The sequence below is a fragment of the Hyphomicrobium sp. 802 genome, assembly GCF_000526135.1.
In the GTDB taxonomy this organism is placed as follows: domain Bacteria; phylum Pseudomonadota; class Alphaproteobacteria; order Rhizobiales; family Hyphomicrobiaceae; genus Hyphomicrobium_B.
Window position 1 is genome coordinate 1,577,584 of the sequence record NZ_JAFM01000001.1, and the last position, 15,450, is coordinate 1,593,033.

General features: G+C 61.2%; 19 protein-coding genes and 1 other RNA gene. 19 read left to right on the top strand and 1 reads right to left on the bottom strand.

What is annotated here, in order from left to right:
* Positions 1-58: 58 nt before the first annotated feature.
* The 6 genes from HYP802_RS0107915 to HYP802_RS0107935 all read left to right on the top strand — a co-directional run bounded on the left by HYP802_RS0107915 (position 59) and on the right by HYP802_RS0107935 (position 3,179).
* The gene (locus HYP802_RS0107915; RefSeq protein ID WP_013946636.1) at positions 59-286 is read left to right on the top strand and encodes a hypothetical protein; all 228 of its coding nucleotides are present in this window, start codon (positions 59-61) and stop codon (positions 284-286) included.
* 40 nt (positions 287-326) lie between these two features.
* The gene (locus HYP802_RS0107920) at positions 327-641 is read left to right on the top strand and encodes a cell division protein ZapA (protein ID WP_024275510.1); all 315 of its coding nucleotides are present in this window, start codon (positions 327-329) and stop codon (positions 639-641) included.
* Positions 642-717: 76 nt separating this feature from the next.
* Positions 718-878: non-coding RNA, 6S RNA (gene ssrS / locus HYP802_RS23190), on the top strand.
* 32 nt (positions 879-910) lie between these two features.
* On the top strand, positions 911-1,483 hold the full coding sequence (locus HYP802_RS0107925; protein WP_013946638.1) for a 5-formyltetrahydrofolate cyclo-ligase: 573 nt from the start codon (positions 911-913) through the stop codon (positions 1,481-1,483).
* A 19-nt stretch (positions 1,484-1,502) separates the two neighbouring features.
* Positions 1,503-2,336, top strand: a complete 834-nt coding sequence (locus HYP802_RS0107930; RefSeq protein ID WP_013946639.1) for a TIGR00282 family metallophosphoesterase — start codon at positions 1,503-1,505, stop codon at positions 2,334-2,336.
* Between the two features lie 93 nt (positions 2,337-2,429).
* On the top strand, positions 2,430-3,179 hold the full coding sequence (locus tag HYP802_RS0107935) for a YebC/PmpR family DNA-binding transcriptional regulator (RefSeq protein ID WP_013946640.1): 750 nt from the start codon (positions 2,430-2,432) through the stop codon (positions 3,177-3,179).
* A 47-nt stretch (positions 3,180-3,226) separates the two neighbouring features.
* Here HYP802_RS0107935 and HYP802_RS0107940 read toward each other — a convergent pair whose 3' ends face one another.
* Positions 3,227-3,544: a hypothetical protein gene (locus HYP802_RS0107940; protein WP_013946641.1), complete on the bottom strand. Its 318-nt coding sequence runs from the start codon at positions 3,542-3,544 to the stop codon at positions 3,227-3,229.
* A gap of 173 nt (positions 3,545-3,717) precedes the next feature.
* Between HYP802_RS0107940 and HYP802_RS0107945 the strand changes: the two genes are divergently transcribed.
* From HYP802_RS0107945 to HYP802_RS24105, 13 genes are all read left to right on the top strand, one after another.
* Positions 3,718-5,820 carry a hypothetical protein gene (locus tag HYP802_RS0107945; protein ID WP_013946642.1) on the top strand — a complete coding sequence of 701 codons (2,103 nt, stop codon included), beginning with the start codon at positions 3,718-3,720 and terminating at the stop codon, positions 5,818-5,820.
* A complete protein-coding gene (gene ruvC, locus HYP802_RS0107950) occupies positions 5,817-6,344 on the top strand; it encodes a crossover junction endodeoxyribonuclease RuvC (protein ID WP_013946643.1) in 528 nt (175 codons plus the stop codon). The genes HYP802_RS0107945 and ruvC overlap by 4 nt, the downstream gene beginning before the upstream one ends.
* A gap of 13 nt (positions 6,345-6,357) precedes the next feature.
* Positions 6,358-6,987, top strand: coding sequence for a Holliday junction branch migration protein RuvA (gene ruvA / locus HYP802_RS0107955; RefSeq protein WP_013946644.1), 630 nt, complete (start codon positions 6,358-6,360; stop codon positions 6,985-6,987).
* A 45-nt stretch (positions 6,988-7,032) separates the two neighbouring features.
* Complete coding sequence (locus tag HYP802_RS0107960; RefSeq protein WP_013946645.1) at positions 7,033-7,458, top strand: hypothetical protein; 426 nt, start codon at positions 7,033-7,035, stop codon at positions 7,456-7,458.
* 80 nt (positions 7,459-7,538) lie between these two features.
* Positions 7,539-8,585 carry a Holliday junction branch migration DNA helicase RuvB gene (ruvB, locus tag HYP802_RS0107965; RefSeq protein ID WP_013946646.1) on the top strand — a complete coding sequence of 349 codons (1,047 nt, stop codon included), beginning with the start codon at positions 7,539-7,541 and terminating at the stop codon, positions 8,583-8,585.
* 105 nt (positions 8,586-8,690) lie between these two features.
* Positions 8,691-9,641: a metallophosphoesterase gene (locus HYP802_RS0107970; protein WP_013946647.1), complete on the top strand. Its 951-nt coding sequence runs from the start codon at positions 8,691-8,693 to the stop codon at positions 9,639-9,641.
* Positions 9,638-10,129 (top strand): YbgC/FadM family acyl-CoA thioesterase, encoded by a 492-nt coding sequence (locus tag HYP802_RS0107975; protein ID WP_013946648.1) that lies wholly within the window; start codon positions 9,638-9,640, stop codon positions 10,127-10,129. Before HYP802_RS0107970 ends, HYP802_RS0107975 begins: the two co-directional genes overlap by 4 nt.
* A 385-nt stretch (positions 10,130-10,514) precedes the next feature.
* Entirely contained in the window at positions 10,515-11,231 is a 717-nt protein-coding gene (gene tolQ, locus HYP802_RS0107980; RefSeq protein ID WP_024275511.1) for a protein TolQ, read from the top strand.
* Positions 11,232-11,234: 3 nt separating this feature from the next.
* Positions 11,235-11,687: a protein TolR gene (tolR, locus tag HYP802_RS0107985; RefSeq protein ID WP_013946652.1), complete on the top strand. Its 453-nt coding sequence runs from the start codon at positions 11,235-11,237 to the stop codon at positions 11,685-11,687.
* 208 nt (positions 11,688-11,895) lie between these two features.
* Positions 11,896-13,107, top strand: coding sequence for a cell envelope integrity protein TolA (gene tolA / locus HYP802_RS0107990; protein ID WP_013946653.1), 1,212 nt, complete (start codon positions 11,896-11,898; stop codon positions 13,105-13,107).
* An 86-nt stretch (positions 13,108-13,193) separates the two neighbouring features.
* On the top strand, positions 13,194-14,540 hold the full coding sequence (gene tolB / locus HYP802_RS0107995; protein WP_013946654.1) for a Tol-Pal system beta propeller repeat protein TolB: 1,347 nt from the start codon (positions 13,194-13,196) through the stop codon (positions 14,538-14,540).
* A gap of 256 nt (positions 14,541-14,796) precedes the next feature.
* Positions 14,797-14,931, top strand: coding sequence for a hypothetical protein (locus HYP802_RS24100; protein ID WP_256380100.1), 135 nt, complete (start codon positions 14,797-14,799; stop codon positions 14,929-14,931).
* A 35-nt stretch (positions 14,932-14,966) separates the two neighbouring features.
* Positions 14,967-15,092, top strand: a complete 126-nt coding sequence (locus HYP802_RS24105) for a hypothetical protein (protein WP_256380101.1) — start codon at positions 14,967-14,969, stop codon at positions 15,090-15,092.
* Positions 15,093-15,450: the final 358 nt, after the last annotated feature.

A 15,450-nucleotide genomic window follows, 5' to 3' on the forward strand; every position in this document is an offset into this window, starting at 1 on the left:
GCCCAAGCTAAGGTGATCGATGCGTCAATCGTGTCGCCCGCGAGGGCGATGAGAGGCCATGACTGAACGCAACACCGTTAAGATCAAGCGCGCGGAAGACCTGAAGTCTGCCCGCAAGCCGTCGGGCGACCTCAATTTGCGGTCCGAGAATGCGCGCCTGCGAGCCGAGCTGGCGACCGCCCAGCAGCGGATCGCGGAGCTTGAGCAGCGGACCGCCGACGCCCTCAATCGCATTGATTGGGTTCTCGATTCGCTTCATAGTCTGCGCGAAAGCGAGTCATCGTGAGCGTCGTTCAAGGGGGAGACCGGCTGCGTTGCCGGGCAGGATGGCCGAAGTCCCGTTCACCTTCAATCAACGCACCTATCGGTTCCACTGCGAGGAACACGACGAGCGGCGCCTGAGGGACATCGTCTCGTACTTCAACTCAAAACTGGACGAACTGGTCCGTGAGCATGGGGCGGTCGGCGACGAGCGTCTGATCCTCATGGCGGCGCTGATGATTACGGACGAGCTGTTCGACACTCGGGCCGATGTCGACGATCTGCTGGGGGGCAACTCAGCTGACCTGCGCTCGGCCGCGATCCGCAGCCTTGAGGCGGACGAAGACGCCGAGCCCGAGAAGCGGCGCGCCAAGGGCTAAGGCGGCGAAAGCCCATCGGGCTCGTGCATATGCCGACGCGACCACTGGATTTTTCTTAGCCGTTCACATACATCAGCAGATGCTGCGGGGCTCGTCAGGGACAATATGACCCGGGGGCCTATAAGATCCGCACGGGCGCTGTCCCTGACCGGAGCCGTGGCTCCGGATACATGGTGCCCACCTACGCTCGTAGGGACCACGCGGGATCATCGTCTCAACGGCCTTCGCGGCATTATTTCTTTCAGGACCAACTTGCGTTAGACAGCGAAATGATGGCGGACGCAAAGAAAGAGCTGCGCGCCGAAGCGCTTCTGCGTCGCAAGGAAGCCTTCGAGCGCCACGGACCGGAGGCGAGCCGGCTGGTTGCCGCCCAAGGTCTGGATTTCCTTGGCATAAAGCCCGAAGCGACGGTGTCGGGGTTCGCGGCAATCCGCGATGAAATCAACCCGGCGCCGCTGATGACGTGGCTTCAGGCCGAAGGCTGCAAGCTGGCGCTGCCGGTGATGCAGGGGCGGGGCAAGCCGCTTATTATGCGGTTGTGGTCGCCTGGAGACGTGATGGCCCCTGCAGCCTGGGGGATCGCCGAGCCGACCGACGATAAGCCGGAGGTCGATCCGGACGTCGTGCTGGTGCCGCTGCTGGCGTTCGATGCGCGAGGGTACCGCCTGGGTTATGGTGGCGGTTTTTACGACCGTACGCTCAACCGGTTGCGAAAAATAAAGCCGATCATCGCCGTTGGGATCGCCTATGACGAACAAAAGGTCGACGCGGTGCCTGCCGAAAGCTATGACGAAAAACTCGACTGGGTCCTGACGCCTTCGGGTCCCCAAAAATGCCAATAAATTCTGGTCGGACCCTTTCATGCGTCTTCTGTTTCTTGGAGATATCGTCGGCCGTGCGGGCCGCACGGTCGTATGCGATGCATTACCCGGGCTCATCCGGCGGTTCGGCCTGGATTTTGTCGTCATCAACGGTGAGAATTCGGCCGGCGGTTTCGGTATTACGGAAGCGATTTTCAACGATCTGATCGACGCCGGCGCCGATTGCGTGACGCTCGGCAACCATGCGTTCGATCAGAAGGATACGCTCGTCTTCATCGAGCGACATGACCGGCTGATCCGGCCAATCAACTATCCCAAAGGTACGCCGGGAAGGGGCGCCACCCTGCTGCAGTCAAAGGGGGGTGCAGATGTGCTCGTCGTCAACGCTATGGGGCGCGTGTTCATGCCTGAAAACGACTGCCCCTTTCGCGCCGTCGATAATGAATTGGCGGCTTGTGCACTAAAGCGCGAAGCCGACGCCGTTATCATCGACTTCCACGCCGAGGCGACGAGCGAGAAGCAGGCGATGGGCTATTTCCTCGATGGGCGCGTCAGTCTCGTGGTCGGAACACATACTCATACGCCCACCGCGGACGGCCGCATTCTGCCGAGCGGAACGGCGTATCTTTCAGATGCAGGAATGTGTGGCGACTACAACTCAGTGCTCGGCATGGATCCCGAGGAGCCGATCAATCGCTTTCTGACGCGGATCCCGCGGGGGCGTTACGAGCCGGCCGTCGGGCCGGGCTCGATTTCAGGGTTCGCGGTCGATACGGACGACACCACCGGCTTGGCCGTTCATGCCGCCCCGCTGCGGCTTGGTCCGCATCTCGAGCCGTCAACGCCTGCTTTCTGGACGGAAACGGTCGCCTGAACGAGGCTTTGAAGGGTCGCCCTTGACCCGCGCGCGGCCGTTGCGCAAAAGACGGGGCTTCTGCACAACTCCAAAAACGCAACGAGCACGAGCATGGCCGGCCATTCGCAATTCAAGAACATCATGCACCGCAAGGGCAAGCAGGACGCGATGCGTTCGAAGCTCTTCGCGAAGCTCGCACGCGAGATCACGGTGGCCGCGAAGTCGGGCACACCCGATCCGGACATGAACCCCAGGCTGCGGCTGGCGATCCAGGAAGCCCGCGCCGAAAACATGCCGAAGGACAACATCGAGCGCGCCATCAAGAAGGCGGCAGGCGGCGACCTCGCGAACTACGAAGCAGTTCGCTACGAAGGTTACGCGCCGGGCGGCGTGGCGGTGATCGTCGAAGCTTTGACCGACAACCGCAATCGCACGGGCGGCGTCGTCCGCAGCGTGTTCACGAAATACAACGGCAATCTCGGCGCGACGGGTGCAGTCAGCCATATGTTCAATCATATCGGCGAGATCACCTACAAGCCGGGTGCCGGATCTGCGGACGCTGTGCTGGAAGCTGCGATCGAGGCGGGCGCCGACGATGTGCAGTCGGACGAGAATGGCCATCTGATCACGACGGCGTTCGAATCCCTCGGGACGGTCGCGGGCGAGCTTGAGAAAAAGCTCGGCGAAGCCCAGAGCGTCAAAGCTGTGTGGAAGCCGAACCTGTCAACGTCGGTCGATGAAGACAATGCGCAGACCATCATGAAGATGCTTGGCGCGCTCGAAGACGACGACGACGTACAGAACGTCTACGCCAATTTCGAAATCTCCGACGAAGTGTTGAAGAAGCTGACGGCGGCCTGAGGCTATAGGCCCGAGCGCCTCGGCCGAGGCGCTTCGAGAACTGAGAGCTATCCGGCAGTATAGAACACGCCAAATGTCATCGCGACCAGTCCGGCGATGACCATCAGGATGCCGACGATCCCGAAAAACTGAGCCATCGAGTTGCGGAAGCGGGTGCGGGCGCTACCTCCAGCCGAGGCTTTCGGCTGGCCTGGACCGGGAGCACCCGGCTTTTTGCGAAGTTTGTTAATTGCGGCTTCTGTCGTGGCGGCGGCGATCGCGGCGCGCGTATCATTCCGTTTGGCCCAGCGAAATAGCCAGAATCCGCCAAGGATCAGCAACAGACCTGCCACAATCCAGAGCGGATGAGCGAAGGTGACGTTCATTACGTCCTGAACCTCTATGGTGGCGGCGGACCGCCAAGTTATTTATTCATTCCGCAACACTAAAGTCGAAATCTTGCGTTCTTACGAGTTTGGTGCGGCAGCAAAGCCGGGGAAGCGTGCTTTGTTGTCAAAACGCACTATGATTAGGGCGTACACGGTGTACGGGAGTAGGCATGGCGGCGGGCGGACCATCGGGGGGCAGAAGCCGGGTTCGTGTCGGACTGGTCGTTGTCCACGGTGTGGGCGAGACCGAGCCCGGCTATTGCGTCAATGCCGTTCTCGATACCCTGGCCACGACGCGGCCCGGATACAGCGTTTCGCCTGCCAACGAATACAATCGCATGACCGAGCCCGAGGTCGGCAATCCGCCGCCCGTGTTTCCGGTGATCCGCCGCGGCGCCGCGCATAACAGCGGCATCGAGATCGAAGCCGTCGAGCTGCACTGGGCGGACCTGACCGAAGGCCAGCCCGGGCGCGTGAATACGCTGCTGCAACTCTTTCGCGTCATCTTCGAATCCCATCACCTCGTCGATGCCATGCTCGACCGGACGCGGGATGTCACGTCGTGGATCCTGCGCAAGCTGCTCTGGATCGCGGGCTGGCTGATCCGCGGGCCGAGCGCGGCACTCACGATCGTGACCTCGGCGATCTGTGCGCTGTTCCTGTTCGAGCCCGTGTCGGTGACGACCGAAATGATGGACGTCCGCTCGCAGGTGCTCGTCATGACGGGCGCAATTTTTATTGCGTCGCTCTATGTTTTCTACCGGATCAGCCGGCAGCAGGATTACTCCTGGTACGACACCGTGTTCTGGCTGGTGGTGACGTCGCTCGCGGTGTTCGCGCTGACGTACTACAACGCGCTGCTCGTGCTTCTACAATACATTCCCGAACTCGAGATCGGTCCGCAGCGGCTGTTGGCCCGCGGTGTTGCTGACTGCGTCGGCGGACCGACGAACGCGGCCTGCTATATCGACGGCCTTTACAAGATCATCATCTGGGGCTGGCGCTTCTGGGGCGGGATGATGGTGTTCGCGGCGGTGCTGCTCGGGTTCGCCTGGGTCCGCGCCCGGATCACGCGCGACCGTTCGCGGCTCGGGACGCTGTCGACGAGCATCGCCATCCTCATCATGCAGTTCATGCTGTGGACGACAGTGGTCGTCAGCGTGATCTATCCGGTGTTGAACCGGGCTGAGACGATCACGACGCTGCGGGAAGCGCGGCCCATTGTCCAGAAGGCCATCGCCGCGCATGAGATTCAACCCGACAGTCCGCTTGCAAAGCTTGTGCAGGTGCCGAACATCGAGCTCGACTGGATCGGTCGCTTCAAGTTCATTTATGCGGCAACCGCCGTCACCGTGCTGCTGATGATATTGGCCTCGATCCTGCTGATCGAAATCCGGCAATTCAAGGCGCGGCGCGGGCGTTCAGATCTCGAACAGACAGCGCGAAACATGCCACGGCTGTTGTTCAATCCGGCGCTGGTCGGGCTTTTGATTTTCGCGTTTCTCGTCGTCTTCGCGCTGGTTTTCGTGCAGCCCTATCTCGACAAGAACCAGATGTTCGTGACGCTGAGGGGCTATATCCTGCCGGTGGCGGCGGTGGTCGCTTTGGTGCTGCCGTTCTTCTTCGGACGGCGCGTCGCCAACGTCGCAAACTTCGCGCGCGATCTGATCGACCATCACTATCAGCCGCGGCAGGAGACGGCCGCGTACTTCATCCCGTCGGTGTTTCGCATTCGCAACCGTCGGCTCCGGCGCGAGCGGATACAGTCGCGCCTCAACCTGGTGCTCGAACACTTCGTGCAGAACCAGGGCTATGACGGCGTGATCTTTCTGGCGCACAGCCAAGGGTCAGTGATCGTCTATGATTATCTGCGCGATAACGGGCCGAACTATACGCGCCTCGGCGATGCCGCCCCGGCGCTGCTGACGTTCGGATCGCCGCTCGGCAGCATCTATCAGAAATATTTCCACGAATACGCGGCTGCGAAGCAGGTGCCGATTGGCATCGCGTCGAAGCTCAAGTGCTGGATCAATCTCTTCCGGGTGGACGATTACATCGGCGGTCGCATCCAACCGCCGCCGGGACTGCGCGTCGACAACCACGTCATGGGCCTGGGTGGCCATACCGGTTACTGGACCGAGCCTGACGTGGCGGAAGCGCTCGATGCGATCCTGACGGGCAAGGTTGCGGACGCTACCAAGCCCCCGCCGTTGCCGCCGCCACCGATGACGCCTTCGGCGCCCTATGCGGTTCGTGCTATGCGAAGAGCATGAGGGAACGAACGATTCGCATTATCGGCTTCGATCCGGGGTTGCGCCGGACCGGGTGGGGGGTCATCGACAGCGATGGCGTCCGGCTCGTCTATGTGGCGTCCGGCGTGATTACGCCGCCCAAGGACGACGATCTTGCCTATCGGCTTTCGGCGTTGTTCGACGAGGTGACGAGCGTTATTCAGAGCTTCAGTCCGTCTGAGGCCGCCGTCGAAGAGACGTTCGTCAACGAGAACCCGCGCTCGACGCTGAAGCTCGGTCAGGCGCGCGGAGCGGTGCTGTTGGCGCCCGCACGCCTCGGGCTGCGCGTCGCGGAATACACGCCGAACCTCATCAAGAAATCGGTGACCGGCGCAGGTCACGCAGAAAAACATCAGATCCAGGCGATGATCTCGTTCCTGCTGCCGAAGGCGACGTTTGGATGTGCGGACGAGGCGGACGCGTTGGCGATCGCTATCACGCATGCGCATCATCGCGTCAGTCGCCAGCGGGCGGCGGCGTTTGCGGCCAAGGTCGCGGGAACATGATCGGCAAGTTCATATGATCGGGAAGCTCAAGGGCAAGGTCGATGCGATCGGCGAAAGCCACCTCGTGATCGATGTCAACGGCGTCGGCTACGAAGTGCAGGCCTCGACGAAGACGCTGCGCAATCTGAAGGTCGGCGACGACGTGGCGCTGACGATCGATACGCACGTGCGCGAGGATGCGATCCGGCTGTTCGGATTTCAGAGCGAGTTCGAGCGGAGCTGGTTTCGTACCCTGCAGACGATCCAAGGCGTCGGCGCCAAGGTTGCTTTGAGCGTGCTTGGCGTGATGGCGCCGCAGGATCTCGCCAACGCCGTGGCGTTCGGCAACTGGGCGGCGGTGGAAGAAGCACCGGGCGTCGGCAAGAAACTCGCGCAACGCATCGTTCTCGAATTGAAGGACAAGGCGCCGGCGCTTTCGCTCGGCGGGCATAACATTCCGGCGGGTGGTGCGGGTATGGCTGCTCCTGGGCCCAGCATGCCGCCATCGAGCCTGGCGTTCGCCGAAGCGCTCTCGGCGCTGACGAATCTCGGCTACAACCCGGCGCAGGCCAATGCTGCCGTTGCGGTCGCGTCGCAGGAATTGGGAGATGCTGCCGACACTGCTGCCCTTATCAAGCGCAGCCTCAAAGAGTTGGCGCGCTAGGCCGTCCGTCATAATTTTCGCCGCAACCGGAAAGCAGTCTCGCGCATGGAGAAGAACAAGATCAGCAACACCATGCGCACGCTCTGGATGGTTTTGATTACGTCGCTGGCGGCGCCATTCTTTGCCGGATTGATCTTTGTCGGACTGCAATTCCTTGCTCCGGCGACGAATTTTCTACTGCCGCCGCACGGTGGCGAAGCGATTGGCGAAGTCGCAGTGGATGCGTTCGTCTGGAGCGCATTGCCGGCGACCGTCGCGGCGCTGGGATTGACGCCGTTCGTCCTGCAAAACGGCACGTACCCGTGGTTGTATGCGGCCGTGGCCGGTGTGTTGGGGTTCATGGCGGGCGTGATCATTTTTCCGTTTCACGCCGGACCGGCGATGCCGTTTCTGGCATTTCTGGCGGGTTTGCTGGCCATCGGCATGCGGGCGCTGCTGATCGCGGGCGGCATTCTGCGCGAAGAGGCGTGAAGTCGGGCTTTGCACCGCGTTTCCAACGGCCCCTGGCGCGCCGACTTGACGGCGCTGGCGAATAGCCTCACGAACAAACCATGACCGACAGGCTTGTCAGCAGCGCGCGTAAGGACGCGGATGCCTTCGAGGCGACGATCCGCCCGCAGTCGCTCGACGATTTTGTCGGGCAGGAGCAGGCGCGCGCAAATTTGAGGGTTTTCATCTCAGCGGCGCGCGGGCGCGGGGATGCGCTCGACCATGTGCTGTTCGCCGGGCCTCCGGGGCTCGGCAAGACGACGCTGGCGCAGATTCTGTCGAAGGAACTCGGCGTCGGGTTTCGAGCGACCTCAGGGCCGGTGATTTCCAAGGCTGGCGATCTCGCGGCGCTCCTGACGAACCTCGAAGAGCGCGATGTGCTCTTCATCGACGAAATTCATCGGCTCAATCCGGCGGTCGAAGAAATTCTCTATCCAGCGATGGAGGATTTCCAACTCGATCTGATGATCGGCGAGGGGCCCGCGGCGCGGTCGGTTCGCATCGATCTGCCGAAATTCACGCTGGTCGGCGCGACAACGCGCGCGGGACTGCTGACCAATCCGCTGCGCGACCGGTTCGGCATTCCGGTGCGGCTCAACTTCTATACGGTTGCCGAGCTTGAGCAGGTGGTCGGGCGCGGGGCACGCGTGCTCGGAGCTGCGATGTCGCCGGACGGAGCACGCGAGATCGCCAAACGTTCGCGTGGGACGCCGCGCATCGCAGGGCGGCTGCTTCGCCGCGTCCGGGATTTTGCGGCCGTCGAGGGTGCCGTCGTCATCAACGCCGAGGTCGCCGACCGGGCGTTGACGATGTTGGAAGTCGATGGCGAGGGACTCGATGCGCTCGATCATCGCTATCTGGGCTGCATCCTCAAACATTACGAAGGCGGCCCAGTCGGCATCGAGACGCTGGCGGCGGCGCTGTCGGAACCCCGTGACGCGCTCGAAGAGATCGTCGAGCCGTATCTTTTACAGCAGGGCTTCATCGGGCGTACGCCGCGCGGACGGGTTCTGACCCTCAAAAGCTACAGGCATCTGGGCGTAAACAGCCCGGCGAAAGGGGCTTCGCCGGAGCTTCCGATCTTCGAGGACGGCGAAGGCGAGGCGTAACGCCGCTCCTCAACCAAAACTTAAAAAAGTTCATGGTTTGAACAGCATTTGCCGTCGAATGTCGGTGCTCGGCTTTCAAATCTGAAGACTTAAGAGGGATTTGCAGTGATTAGCCGCCGCGATCTGCTGAAGATGACGGGCGTCGCAGGCGTCGGCTCGACGGCGCTCAGTGGTTATGCCGTCGCCGAAGCCTTCCGCGAGCATGTCACGACCTACGCATTTACGCCGCCGAACTGGACGCCGGGACTGACGTTGCGTCTGGCGGTTCTGGCCGATCTGCATGTCTGCGATCCGTGGATGTCGACCGAGCGGCTCGAACGCATCGTGGCGCAGACAAATGCGCTTAATCCGGACGCCATCCTGATGCTCGGCGATTTTGTCGTCGGCTTGCAACTCGGCAGCTACTCAGGCGCGGTCAGCAACGAAGCGTGGGCTTCTGAGCTGGCGAAGTTGAAGGCGCCTTATGGCGTGCATGCGATTCTCGGCAATCACGATTGGTGGCAGTCGGCAGAGGTTCAAAAACGCCGCGCAGGTCCGACGCCGGCGGGACTGGCGCTGAAAGCCGTCGGTATTCCGGTTTACGAAAACACTGCCATTCGGCTGGAGAAAGACGGGCATCCGTTCTGGATTGCGGGGCTCGGCGATCAGTGGGCTTTCAAACCGCCCAAAGTTGAAAGCGACGAGGTGGTGCCGAGCCGGGATAGCGGATTGAGCTATGCGGGCGTCGATGATCTTCCGGCGACCATGCGCGCAATCAAGGACGATGCGCCGGTCATTCTGATGGTGCATGAACCCGATATCTTTCCAGACGTTTCAAAGCGCGTGTCGCTGACATTTGCCGGCCACACGCATGGCGGTCAGGTGCGCATTTTAGGATATGCTCCGGTCGTTCCGTCGATCTATGGGTCGCGCTATGTCTACGGGCATATCGTTGAGGATGGGCGGCATCTCATCGTTTCGGGCGGCCTCGGTTGCTCGTCGCTGCCGATCCGGATCGGATCTCCGCCGGAAATCGTGGTCGCAGACCTCGGCGGGGCAAACGGAGGCGAAGTTTGAGCGTCGAGCAATGGCCGGATATCGCGGGCCGCATCATCAATGATGCGAACGGCCAGCGGCACATTCTACCGGTCCGGGTTTATTTCGAGGACACTGACGCAGGCGGCGTCGTCTATCACGCATCGTTCGTGCGCTATGCCGAACGTGGACGCACGGATTTTCTGCGGTTGCTTGGCACCGACGCGCGCCGCTTAATCGACGGCTCCGACAGTGGCGAGCCGGCGGCGTTCGTCGTGAGGCGGATGACGTTCGACTACGCGCGCCCTGGACGGATGGACGATCTCCTGGAGGTCGAGACCCGCGTGAAAGAGCTGGGTGGGGCAAGCGTCACGCTTGAGCAGACGATCAGCCGCGACGGCGTGCGTCTCGTGTCCGCGGACGTCATCGTGGTGCTCGTTGCGATTTCGGGGAAACCGCTGCGTCTCAGCGGAGCTGTGCGGGAAGCTTTTGCCGCCTACGCGGAAGGCGCGAAAAGCTCGGCATCCTAAGGGCCTGCATCTGGGATAGGCAGACGTCGGCCGATTGCTGTCAGACACGGATTGAGCACCTTGAGTGGCTTATCTTGGCTCCGCCTGAGGCCAACGGCCGCAATTTTCGTGGATAAACGGGCGGATGCGGCGATGTCATGGGCTGTAGTAAGCCCTCGTTTGGTCATATTGGGCGGCAAAAGCTCTCCGCTCCAAATGCGCATGGGGCGGGGGCGCTTGCTGCCGGGGTGGACGTCATTAGGCCGTCATACGCTTTCTTCAACGGGCCGATGCTCGGCGCGTCTCATATCATTGGGTTCGCCTTGAGCGTGTCCCGGTGCTACCGGAATTCCACGGCTCGTGCGATTGCGCACGGGTATCGCAGTTCTACGACATGGATGGTGAAATGAATCCCGCGGATGTCGCCCAAAGCGCCGTTGCACCGGTCTCAGCGGGTGGTTTTTCCTTTCTCGAACTTTTTCTGCACGCAAGCATCGTGGTGCAGCTCATCATGGGCGGGCTGGGGCTCGCCTCTATCTGGTCTTGGGCGATCATTTTCGAAAAGCTTCTGGCGTTCCGCAAAGCGCGCGTCGAAAGCGATCGTTTCGAGCAGCTTTTCTGGTCTGGCCAGTCGCTCGACGAGCTCTACACCAATCTGTCGCGTGGGCGGACGATCACGATGGCGGCTCTGTTCGTGGCGGCCATGCGGGAGTGGAAGCGCTCCGTCGAAGGCAACATTCGCGCACTCGGCGGCATTCAGCTTCGCGTCGAGAAGGTGATGGACGTTACGATCAGCCGTGAGATGGAACGGCTCGATCGACGCCTGCTTTTCCTTGCGACGGTCGGCTCGACGGCGCCGTTCGTGGGTCTGTTCGGCACGGTCTGGGGCATCATGACGAGCTTCCAGTCGATCGCGGTTTCCAAGAATACGTCGCTGTCGGTTGTGGCGCCGGGTATCGCGGAAGCGCTTTTTGCAACCGCCCTCGGCCTGATGGCCGCTATTCCTGCCGTTATTTTCTACAACAAGTTCTCGGCGGATTCGGCTGCGATCTCGCAGCGTCTCTATGCATTTTCGGATGAATTTGCAGCGATCGTATCGCGGCAGATCGACGTGAGGGCTTAGCCGATGGGAATGAGCGTCAAGGCGGGCGGAGGCGGTGGACGCGGTCGGCGTCGCGGCAAGCATATGCCGATGAGCGAGATCAACGTCACGCCGATGGTCGACGTGATGCTCGTGCTGCTCATCATTTTCATGGTCGCCGCGCCGCTGCTGCAGACCGGCATCGACGTCAATCTGCCGGAAGCCAAGGGGCAGCAAATTCCGACGCCGAAGAAAGATCCGCTGGCGGTCACGGTGAAGGCCAACGGCGATGTTTACATCGGCGATTCGCAGGTTCCGCTCGATGATCTGGCGACGAAGCTCAAGGCCATCGCGCAGAACGGCTACGACGAGACGATCTTCGTGCGCGGCGACAAGGGTGTGAACTACGGTACGGTGATGGAAGTCATGAGCCGCATCAATCAGGGCGGCTTCAAGAAGTTGTCGTTCGTTCTCAACGGGGAGAAGGGAGGCACTTAGCGCCCGTAATCGCTAAAGGACGATACGTATGACGAACATGGATGCGCGTCAGCGCCCTCTCAAGACCGGTTCGTCGCGAGGCCTGTCGGCAGCGAAGGCTTCGGTCTGCGGCCGGTTCCCGTCGCAGTTCGGACCGCTACTTGGGCCGCAGTTTGGTGAGTATCGGCGGCCGGACGCGCCGCCTTATGTTGATTGTGGGTGCTGAACCGTGCCCTTCGGACTTGTTCTGTCCCTTCTTTTTCATGCCGCCCTTCTCGGGTGGGCACTTTACGGCTTGCATTCCTCGCCGCCGCTGACCCCGGACACGCCTGCGATTTCGGCTGAACTCATCACGCCGTCGGAATTCCTGCGCCTGAAGCAGGGCAGCGAAGACGCCAAACATCTCGAAACGAAGGCGAACGACAAGCCGACGCCGGACGACAGCAAGAACGATACGCAAAAGCCCGCGAATGCGCCGCCCCCTCCGCCGCCCCCGGCCGAGGAGCAGGTCGCGAAAACGGAGCCGCCTCCGGAGCCCGAACCGCCGGACGCTGCCGAGCCTCCGCCGCCTCCACCTCCGCCCGAGGCATCGAAGTCCGAGCCCGATCCGATCGCGAAGAAGCTGCAGGAGACGCCGCCGCCTCCGGCTGCGAACACGCCGCCTCCGCCGCCCGAGCCTGGTCCGACGCCTGAAGAAAAGAAGGCTGAAGAAGAAAAACAGGCCGCAGAAGCGGCGAAAAAGAAGGCCGAGGAAGAAGCTAAAAAGAAAGCCGAAGAAGAGGCAAAGAAAAAGGCCGAAGAGGAAGCCAAGAAGAAAGCGGCCGAGGAAGCGAAGAAAAAAGCGCTCGCCGAAGCCAAGAAGAAGGCTGCGGAAGAGGCAAAGAAAAAGAAGCTCGCTGCACTGAAGAAGAAGCGGCAGGAAGAGGCGCGCAAGAAGGCCGAGGCTGCCAAGAAGCAGTTCGATCCGAGCAAGATTGCCGCGTTACTGGACAAGTCGCCGGACGACGCGACGCCGAAAGCGTTGCTCGACAAGGACAAGCGGAAGAAGGGTCAGCAGGCATCTGGCTCGAAGAACGACGCGTTCGACACGGGCAAGGAAGCCGGTACGGCGACGGGCACCGATACGGTGCTTTCGGCGCGCGAGCAGGATCTGCTTAAGGGCATGCTGAAACAACAGCTCAACGGCTGCTGGCGGCCGCCGGGAACGGGCGGCGGCGAGGAAGTGCCGGTCGTCGCGCTGCATTGGGAACTCAATCCCGACGGCACACTCGCAGGCGAGCCGCAGGTGACGTCGGCACCGAACACGACGGCGGGGCAGGTCTATGCCGAGGCGGCGCTCCGGGCCGTCCGGACCTGTGCGCCTTTCCATCTGCCGCCGGACAAGTACGAAGGGGGCTGGAAGGTCATCGACTGGACTTTCGATCCGCGACAAATGTTGTAAACGCCTAAAAGTTGCTTCAATCGACCGCGAAGCGAGACAATCTTTGAACTCCCGGTTTGCCGGCAGTGACGCATGAGAGAGCCTGAATGATTCTGAAAGTCCGCCTGAAACGGCTGTTTTCTGTCGCTACGTTCGTCGCTGCCACCATAGGGCTCGCTCCAGGGTTGGCGACGACGCCCGCCATGGCGCAGCTCAAAGGTACGCAGACGGAAGGCACGATCGCGCCGATCCCGATCGCAATCCCGACATTTCTTGGCGACGATCAGCAACTCGCGCAGCAAATCTCCGGCGTGGTCGAAGCAGACCTTGGGAATTCAGGTTTGTTCCGGCCGCTCGATCACGGGTCTTTTCTGGAGCAGGTGCGCGACGTCAACGCGCTGCCACGTTTCAACGACTGGAGGTCGATCCAGGCCGACGCCCTGGTCGTGGGGCGCGTCGTCAACAGCGGCGACGGGCGAGTCGGCGCCGAATTCCGGGTCTGGGACGTGGCAGGCGGAAAGCAGCTCACGGGGCAGCGATTCTCAACGGCGTCCCGAAACTGGCGCCGCATCGGTCATATGATCGCCGACAGCATCTACGAACGCCTGACGGGCGAAAAAGGCTACTTCGATACGCGAATCGTCTTTGTCGACGAGACGGGACCGAAGGAACGCCGCATCAAGCGGCTCGCGATCATGGATCAGGACGGCGCCAATGTCCGCTTGCTGACGCAAGGCAACGAACTCGTGCTGACGCCGCGGTTCTCGCCGACGAACCAGGAAATCACCTACATGGCCTACATGGCCGATGGCCAGCCCAAGGTTTTCATCATGAACCTTGAGACCGGACAGCGGGAACTGGTCGGCGATTTTCCGAACATGACGTTCGCGCCGCGATTCTCGCCCGACGGCCAGCGCGTGATCATGAGTCTCGGCCGACCGGACGGCGGCTCCGACATCTACGAGATGGATCTGAGGTCGCGGCAGCCGCGGCGACTCACCCAGTCGAACGGCATCGACACCAGCCCCAGCTATTCGCCCGACGGCAGTCAGATCGTGTTCGAAAGCGATCGCGGCGGCCGGCAGCAGCTCTGGGTCATGAATTCGGATGGCTCCAACCAGCATCCGATCTCTGGAGGCGATGGCACCTATTCGACGCCGGTCTGGTCGCCGCGTGGCGACTATATCGCCTTCACCAAGCAGGCGGGCGGCCAGTTCATCATCGGCGTGATGAAACCGGACGGTTCAGGCGAGCGGCAATTGACGTCGGGCTTCCACAACGAGGGGCCGACCTGGGCGCCCAACGGCCGGGTGCTGATGTTCTTCCGTGATGTCAGCAACGGCGAGTCGGGTGGACCTCGAATCTATTCGGTCGACATCACCGGCTACAACGAGCGCGAAGTGAAGACGCCCTCGTTTGCATCCGACCCAGCGTGGTCGCCGCTGCTGAATTAAGATCCCGTTTACGAATGCGTCGCCACAAATATTAACGGCGATGGAAAAAGGACTCGAAAAGATACGCGATACCAATTGGTTGCGTATCTTAACGCCGCTGGAAAAAGTGTTGACTTTTGCCCACTAACGCCCGTTGCATTTTCGCATCTATGGGGTTGGAAAACTTGGGATTTGGCGCCTCCGTTCTTGATCCAAGACCGCCCTCCCGGTACCCCAGAGTACGGCTTTTGCCGGAATCGTATCAGGAGATATGACCATGCAGGGTGTGAAGGGGCTGATCCTTTTGTCAGCAGTTGTTGCGGCTATCGCTCTCGGCGCTTGCCGTCGCGAAGCTGAGCATGTTCCTCTGAAGCTTGGCGGCCCGGTCGCCAGCGACTCGGTTGCTCGCTAATTTAGCGCGTAATCAGGAACTTTAAGGAGACTACAATGAAGAGCGCAATCGTTCTCGCTACAGTTTTGGTTGCTGTTGCTCTCGGTGCTTGCCGCCGTGAAGCAGAAACGACGCCGCTGAAACTTGGCGGGCCCGTCGCTTCGGAGCAGGTTGCGCACTAAGCGCACCCTGACTTCTTAGTACTGCGTTTTTCATTATTGATCTTCAAGACCGAGTTGTGGGCGGGTTTCCGTCAACAACTCGGTCTTGAGCTTTTTAGGCCTGTCGTTCCAGGCATCCTCATTGTGCTGACAAAAGATCAGAACAAGTGAGTCTCAAGTTCTTTGGTGCTCTCGCGCAATAATTCCGGGAAAACACAAAGAAAAGTGGTCGTAATTCAAATTAGTCGCACACACACCTCTAAACCCGATGGTAATAGATCCGGTGAGAGGCTGCTGCGGAAAGCCCAGATTGCCAGTTCGAAATACGACGGATCGGGGAGCTACCGCCGCGGAATCGGCCATATTTTCGGCTGAACGC

What these genes read in the sequence shown, in the direction of transcription:
- ruvC (WP_013946643.1), top strand. Translation starts at nt 5,817, where the DNA reads ATGAGGGAACGAACGATTCGCATTATCGGCTTCGATCCGGGGTTGCGC.
- HYP802_RS0107915 (WP_013946636.1), top strand. Translation starts at nt 59, where the DNA reads ATGACTGAACGCAACACCGTTAAGATCAAGCGCGCGGAAGACCTGAAG.
- tolQ (WP_024275511.1), top strand. Translation starts at nt 10,515, where the DNA reads ATGAATCCCGCGGATGTCGCCCAAAGCGCCGTTGCACCGGTCTCAGCG.
- HYP802_RS24100 (WP_256380100.1), top strand. Translation starts at nt 14,797, where the DNA reads ATGCAGGGTGTGAAGGGGCTGATCCTTTTGTCAGCAGTTGTTGCGGCT.
- HYP802_RS0107945 (WP_013946642.1), top strand. Translation starts at nt 3,718, where the DNA reads ATGGCGGCGGGCGGACCATCGGGGGGCAGAAGCCGGGTTCGTGTCGGA.
- tolB (WP_013946654.1), top strand. Translation starts at nt 13,194, where the DNA reads ATGATTCTGAAAGTCCGCCTGAAACGGCTGTTTTCTGTCGCTACGTTC.
- tolR (WP_013946652.1), top strand. Translation starts at nt 11,235, where the DNA reads ATGGGAATGAGCGTCAAGGCGGGCGGAGGCGGTGGACGCGGTCGGCGT.
- HYP802_RS0107920 (WP_024275510.1), top strand. Translation starts at nt 327, where the DNA reads ATGGCCGAAGTCCCGTTCACCTTCAATCAACGCACCTATCGGTTCCAC.
- HYP802_RS0107940 (WP_013946641.1), bottom strand. Translation starts at nt 3,544, where the DNA reads ATGAACGTCACCTTCGCTCATCCGCTCTGGATTGTGGCAGGTCTGTTG.
- ruvB (WP_013946646.1), top strand. Translation starts at nt 7,539, where the DNA reads ATGACCGACAGGCTTGTCAGCAGCGCGCGTAAGGACGCGGATGCCTTC.
- HYP802_RS0107930 (WP_013946639.1), top strand. Translation starts at nt 1,503, where the DNA reads ATGCGTCTTCTGTTTCTTGGAGATATCGTCGGCCGTGCGGGCCGCACG.
- HYP802_RS0107960 (WP_013946645.1), top strand. Translation starts at nt 7,033, where the DNA reads ATGGAGAAGAACAAGATCAGCAACACCATGCGCACGCTCTGGATGGTT.
- HYP802_RS0107935 (WP_013946640.1), top strand. Translation starts at nt 2,430, where the DNA reads ATGGCCGGCCATTCGCAATTCAAGAACATCATGCACCGCAAGGGCAAG.
- HYP802_RS0107925 (WP_013946638.1), top strand. Translation starts at nt 911, where the DNA reads ATGATGGCGGACGCAAAGAAAGAGCTGCGCGCCGAAGCGCTTCTGCGT.
- HYP802_RS24105 (WP_256380101.1), top strand. Translation starts at nt 14,967, where the DNA reads ATGAAGAGCGCAATCGTTCTCGCTACAGTTTTGGTTGCTGTTGCTCTC.
- ruvA (WP_013946644.1), top strand. Translation starts at nt 6,358, where the DNA reads ATGATCGGGAAGCTCAAGGGCAAGGTCGATGCGATCGGCGAAAGCCAC.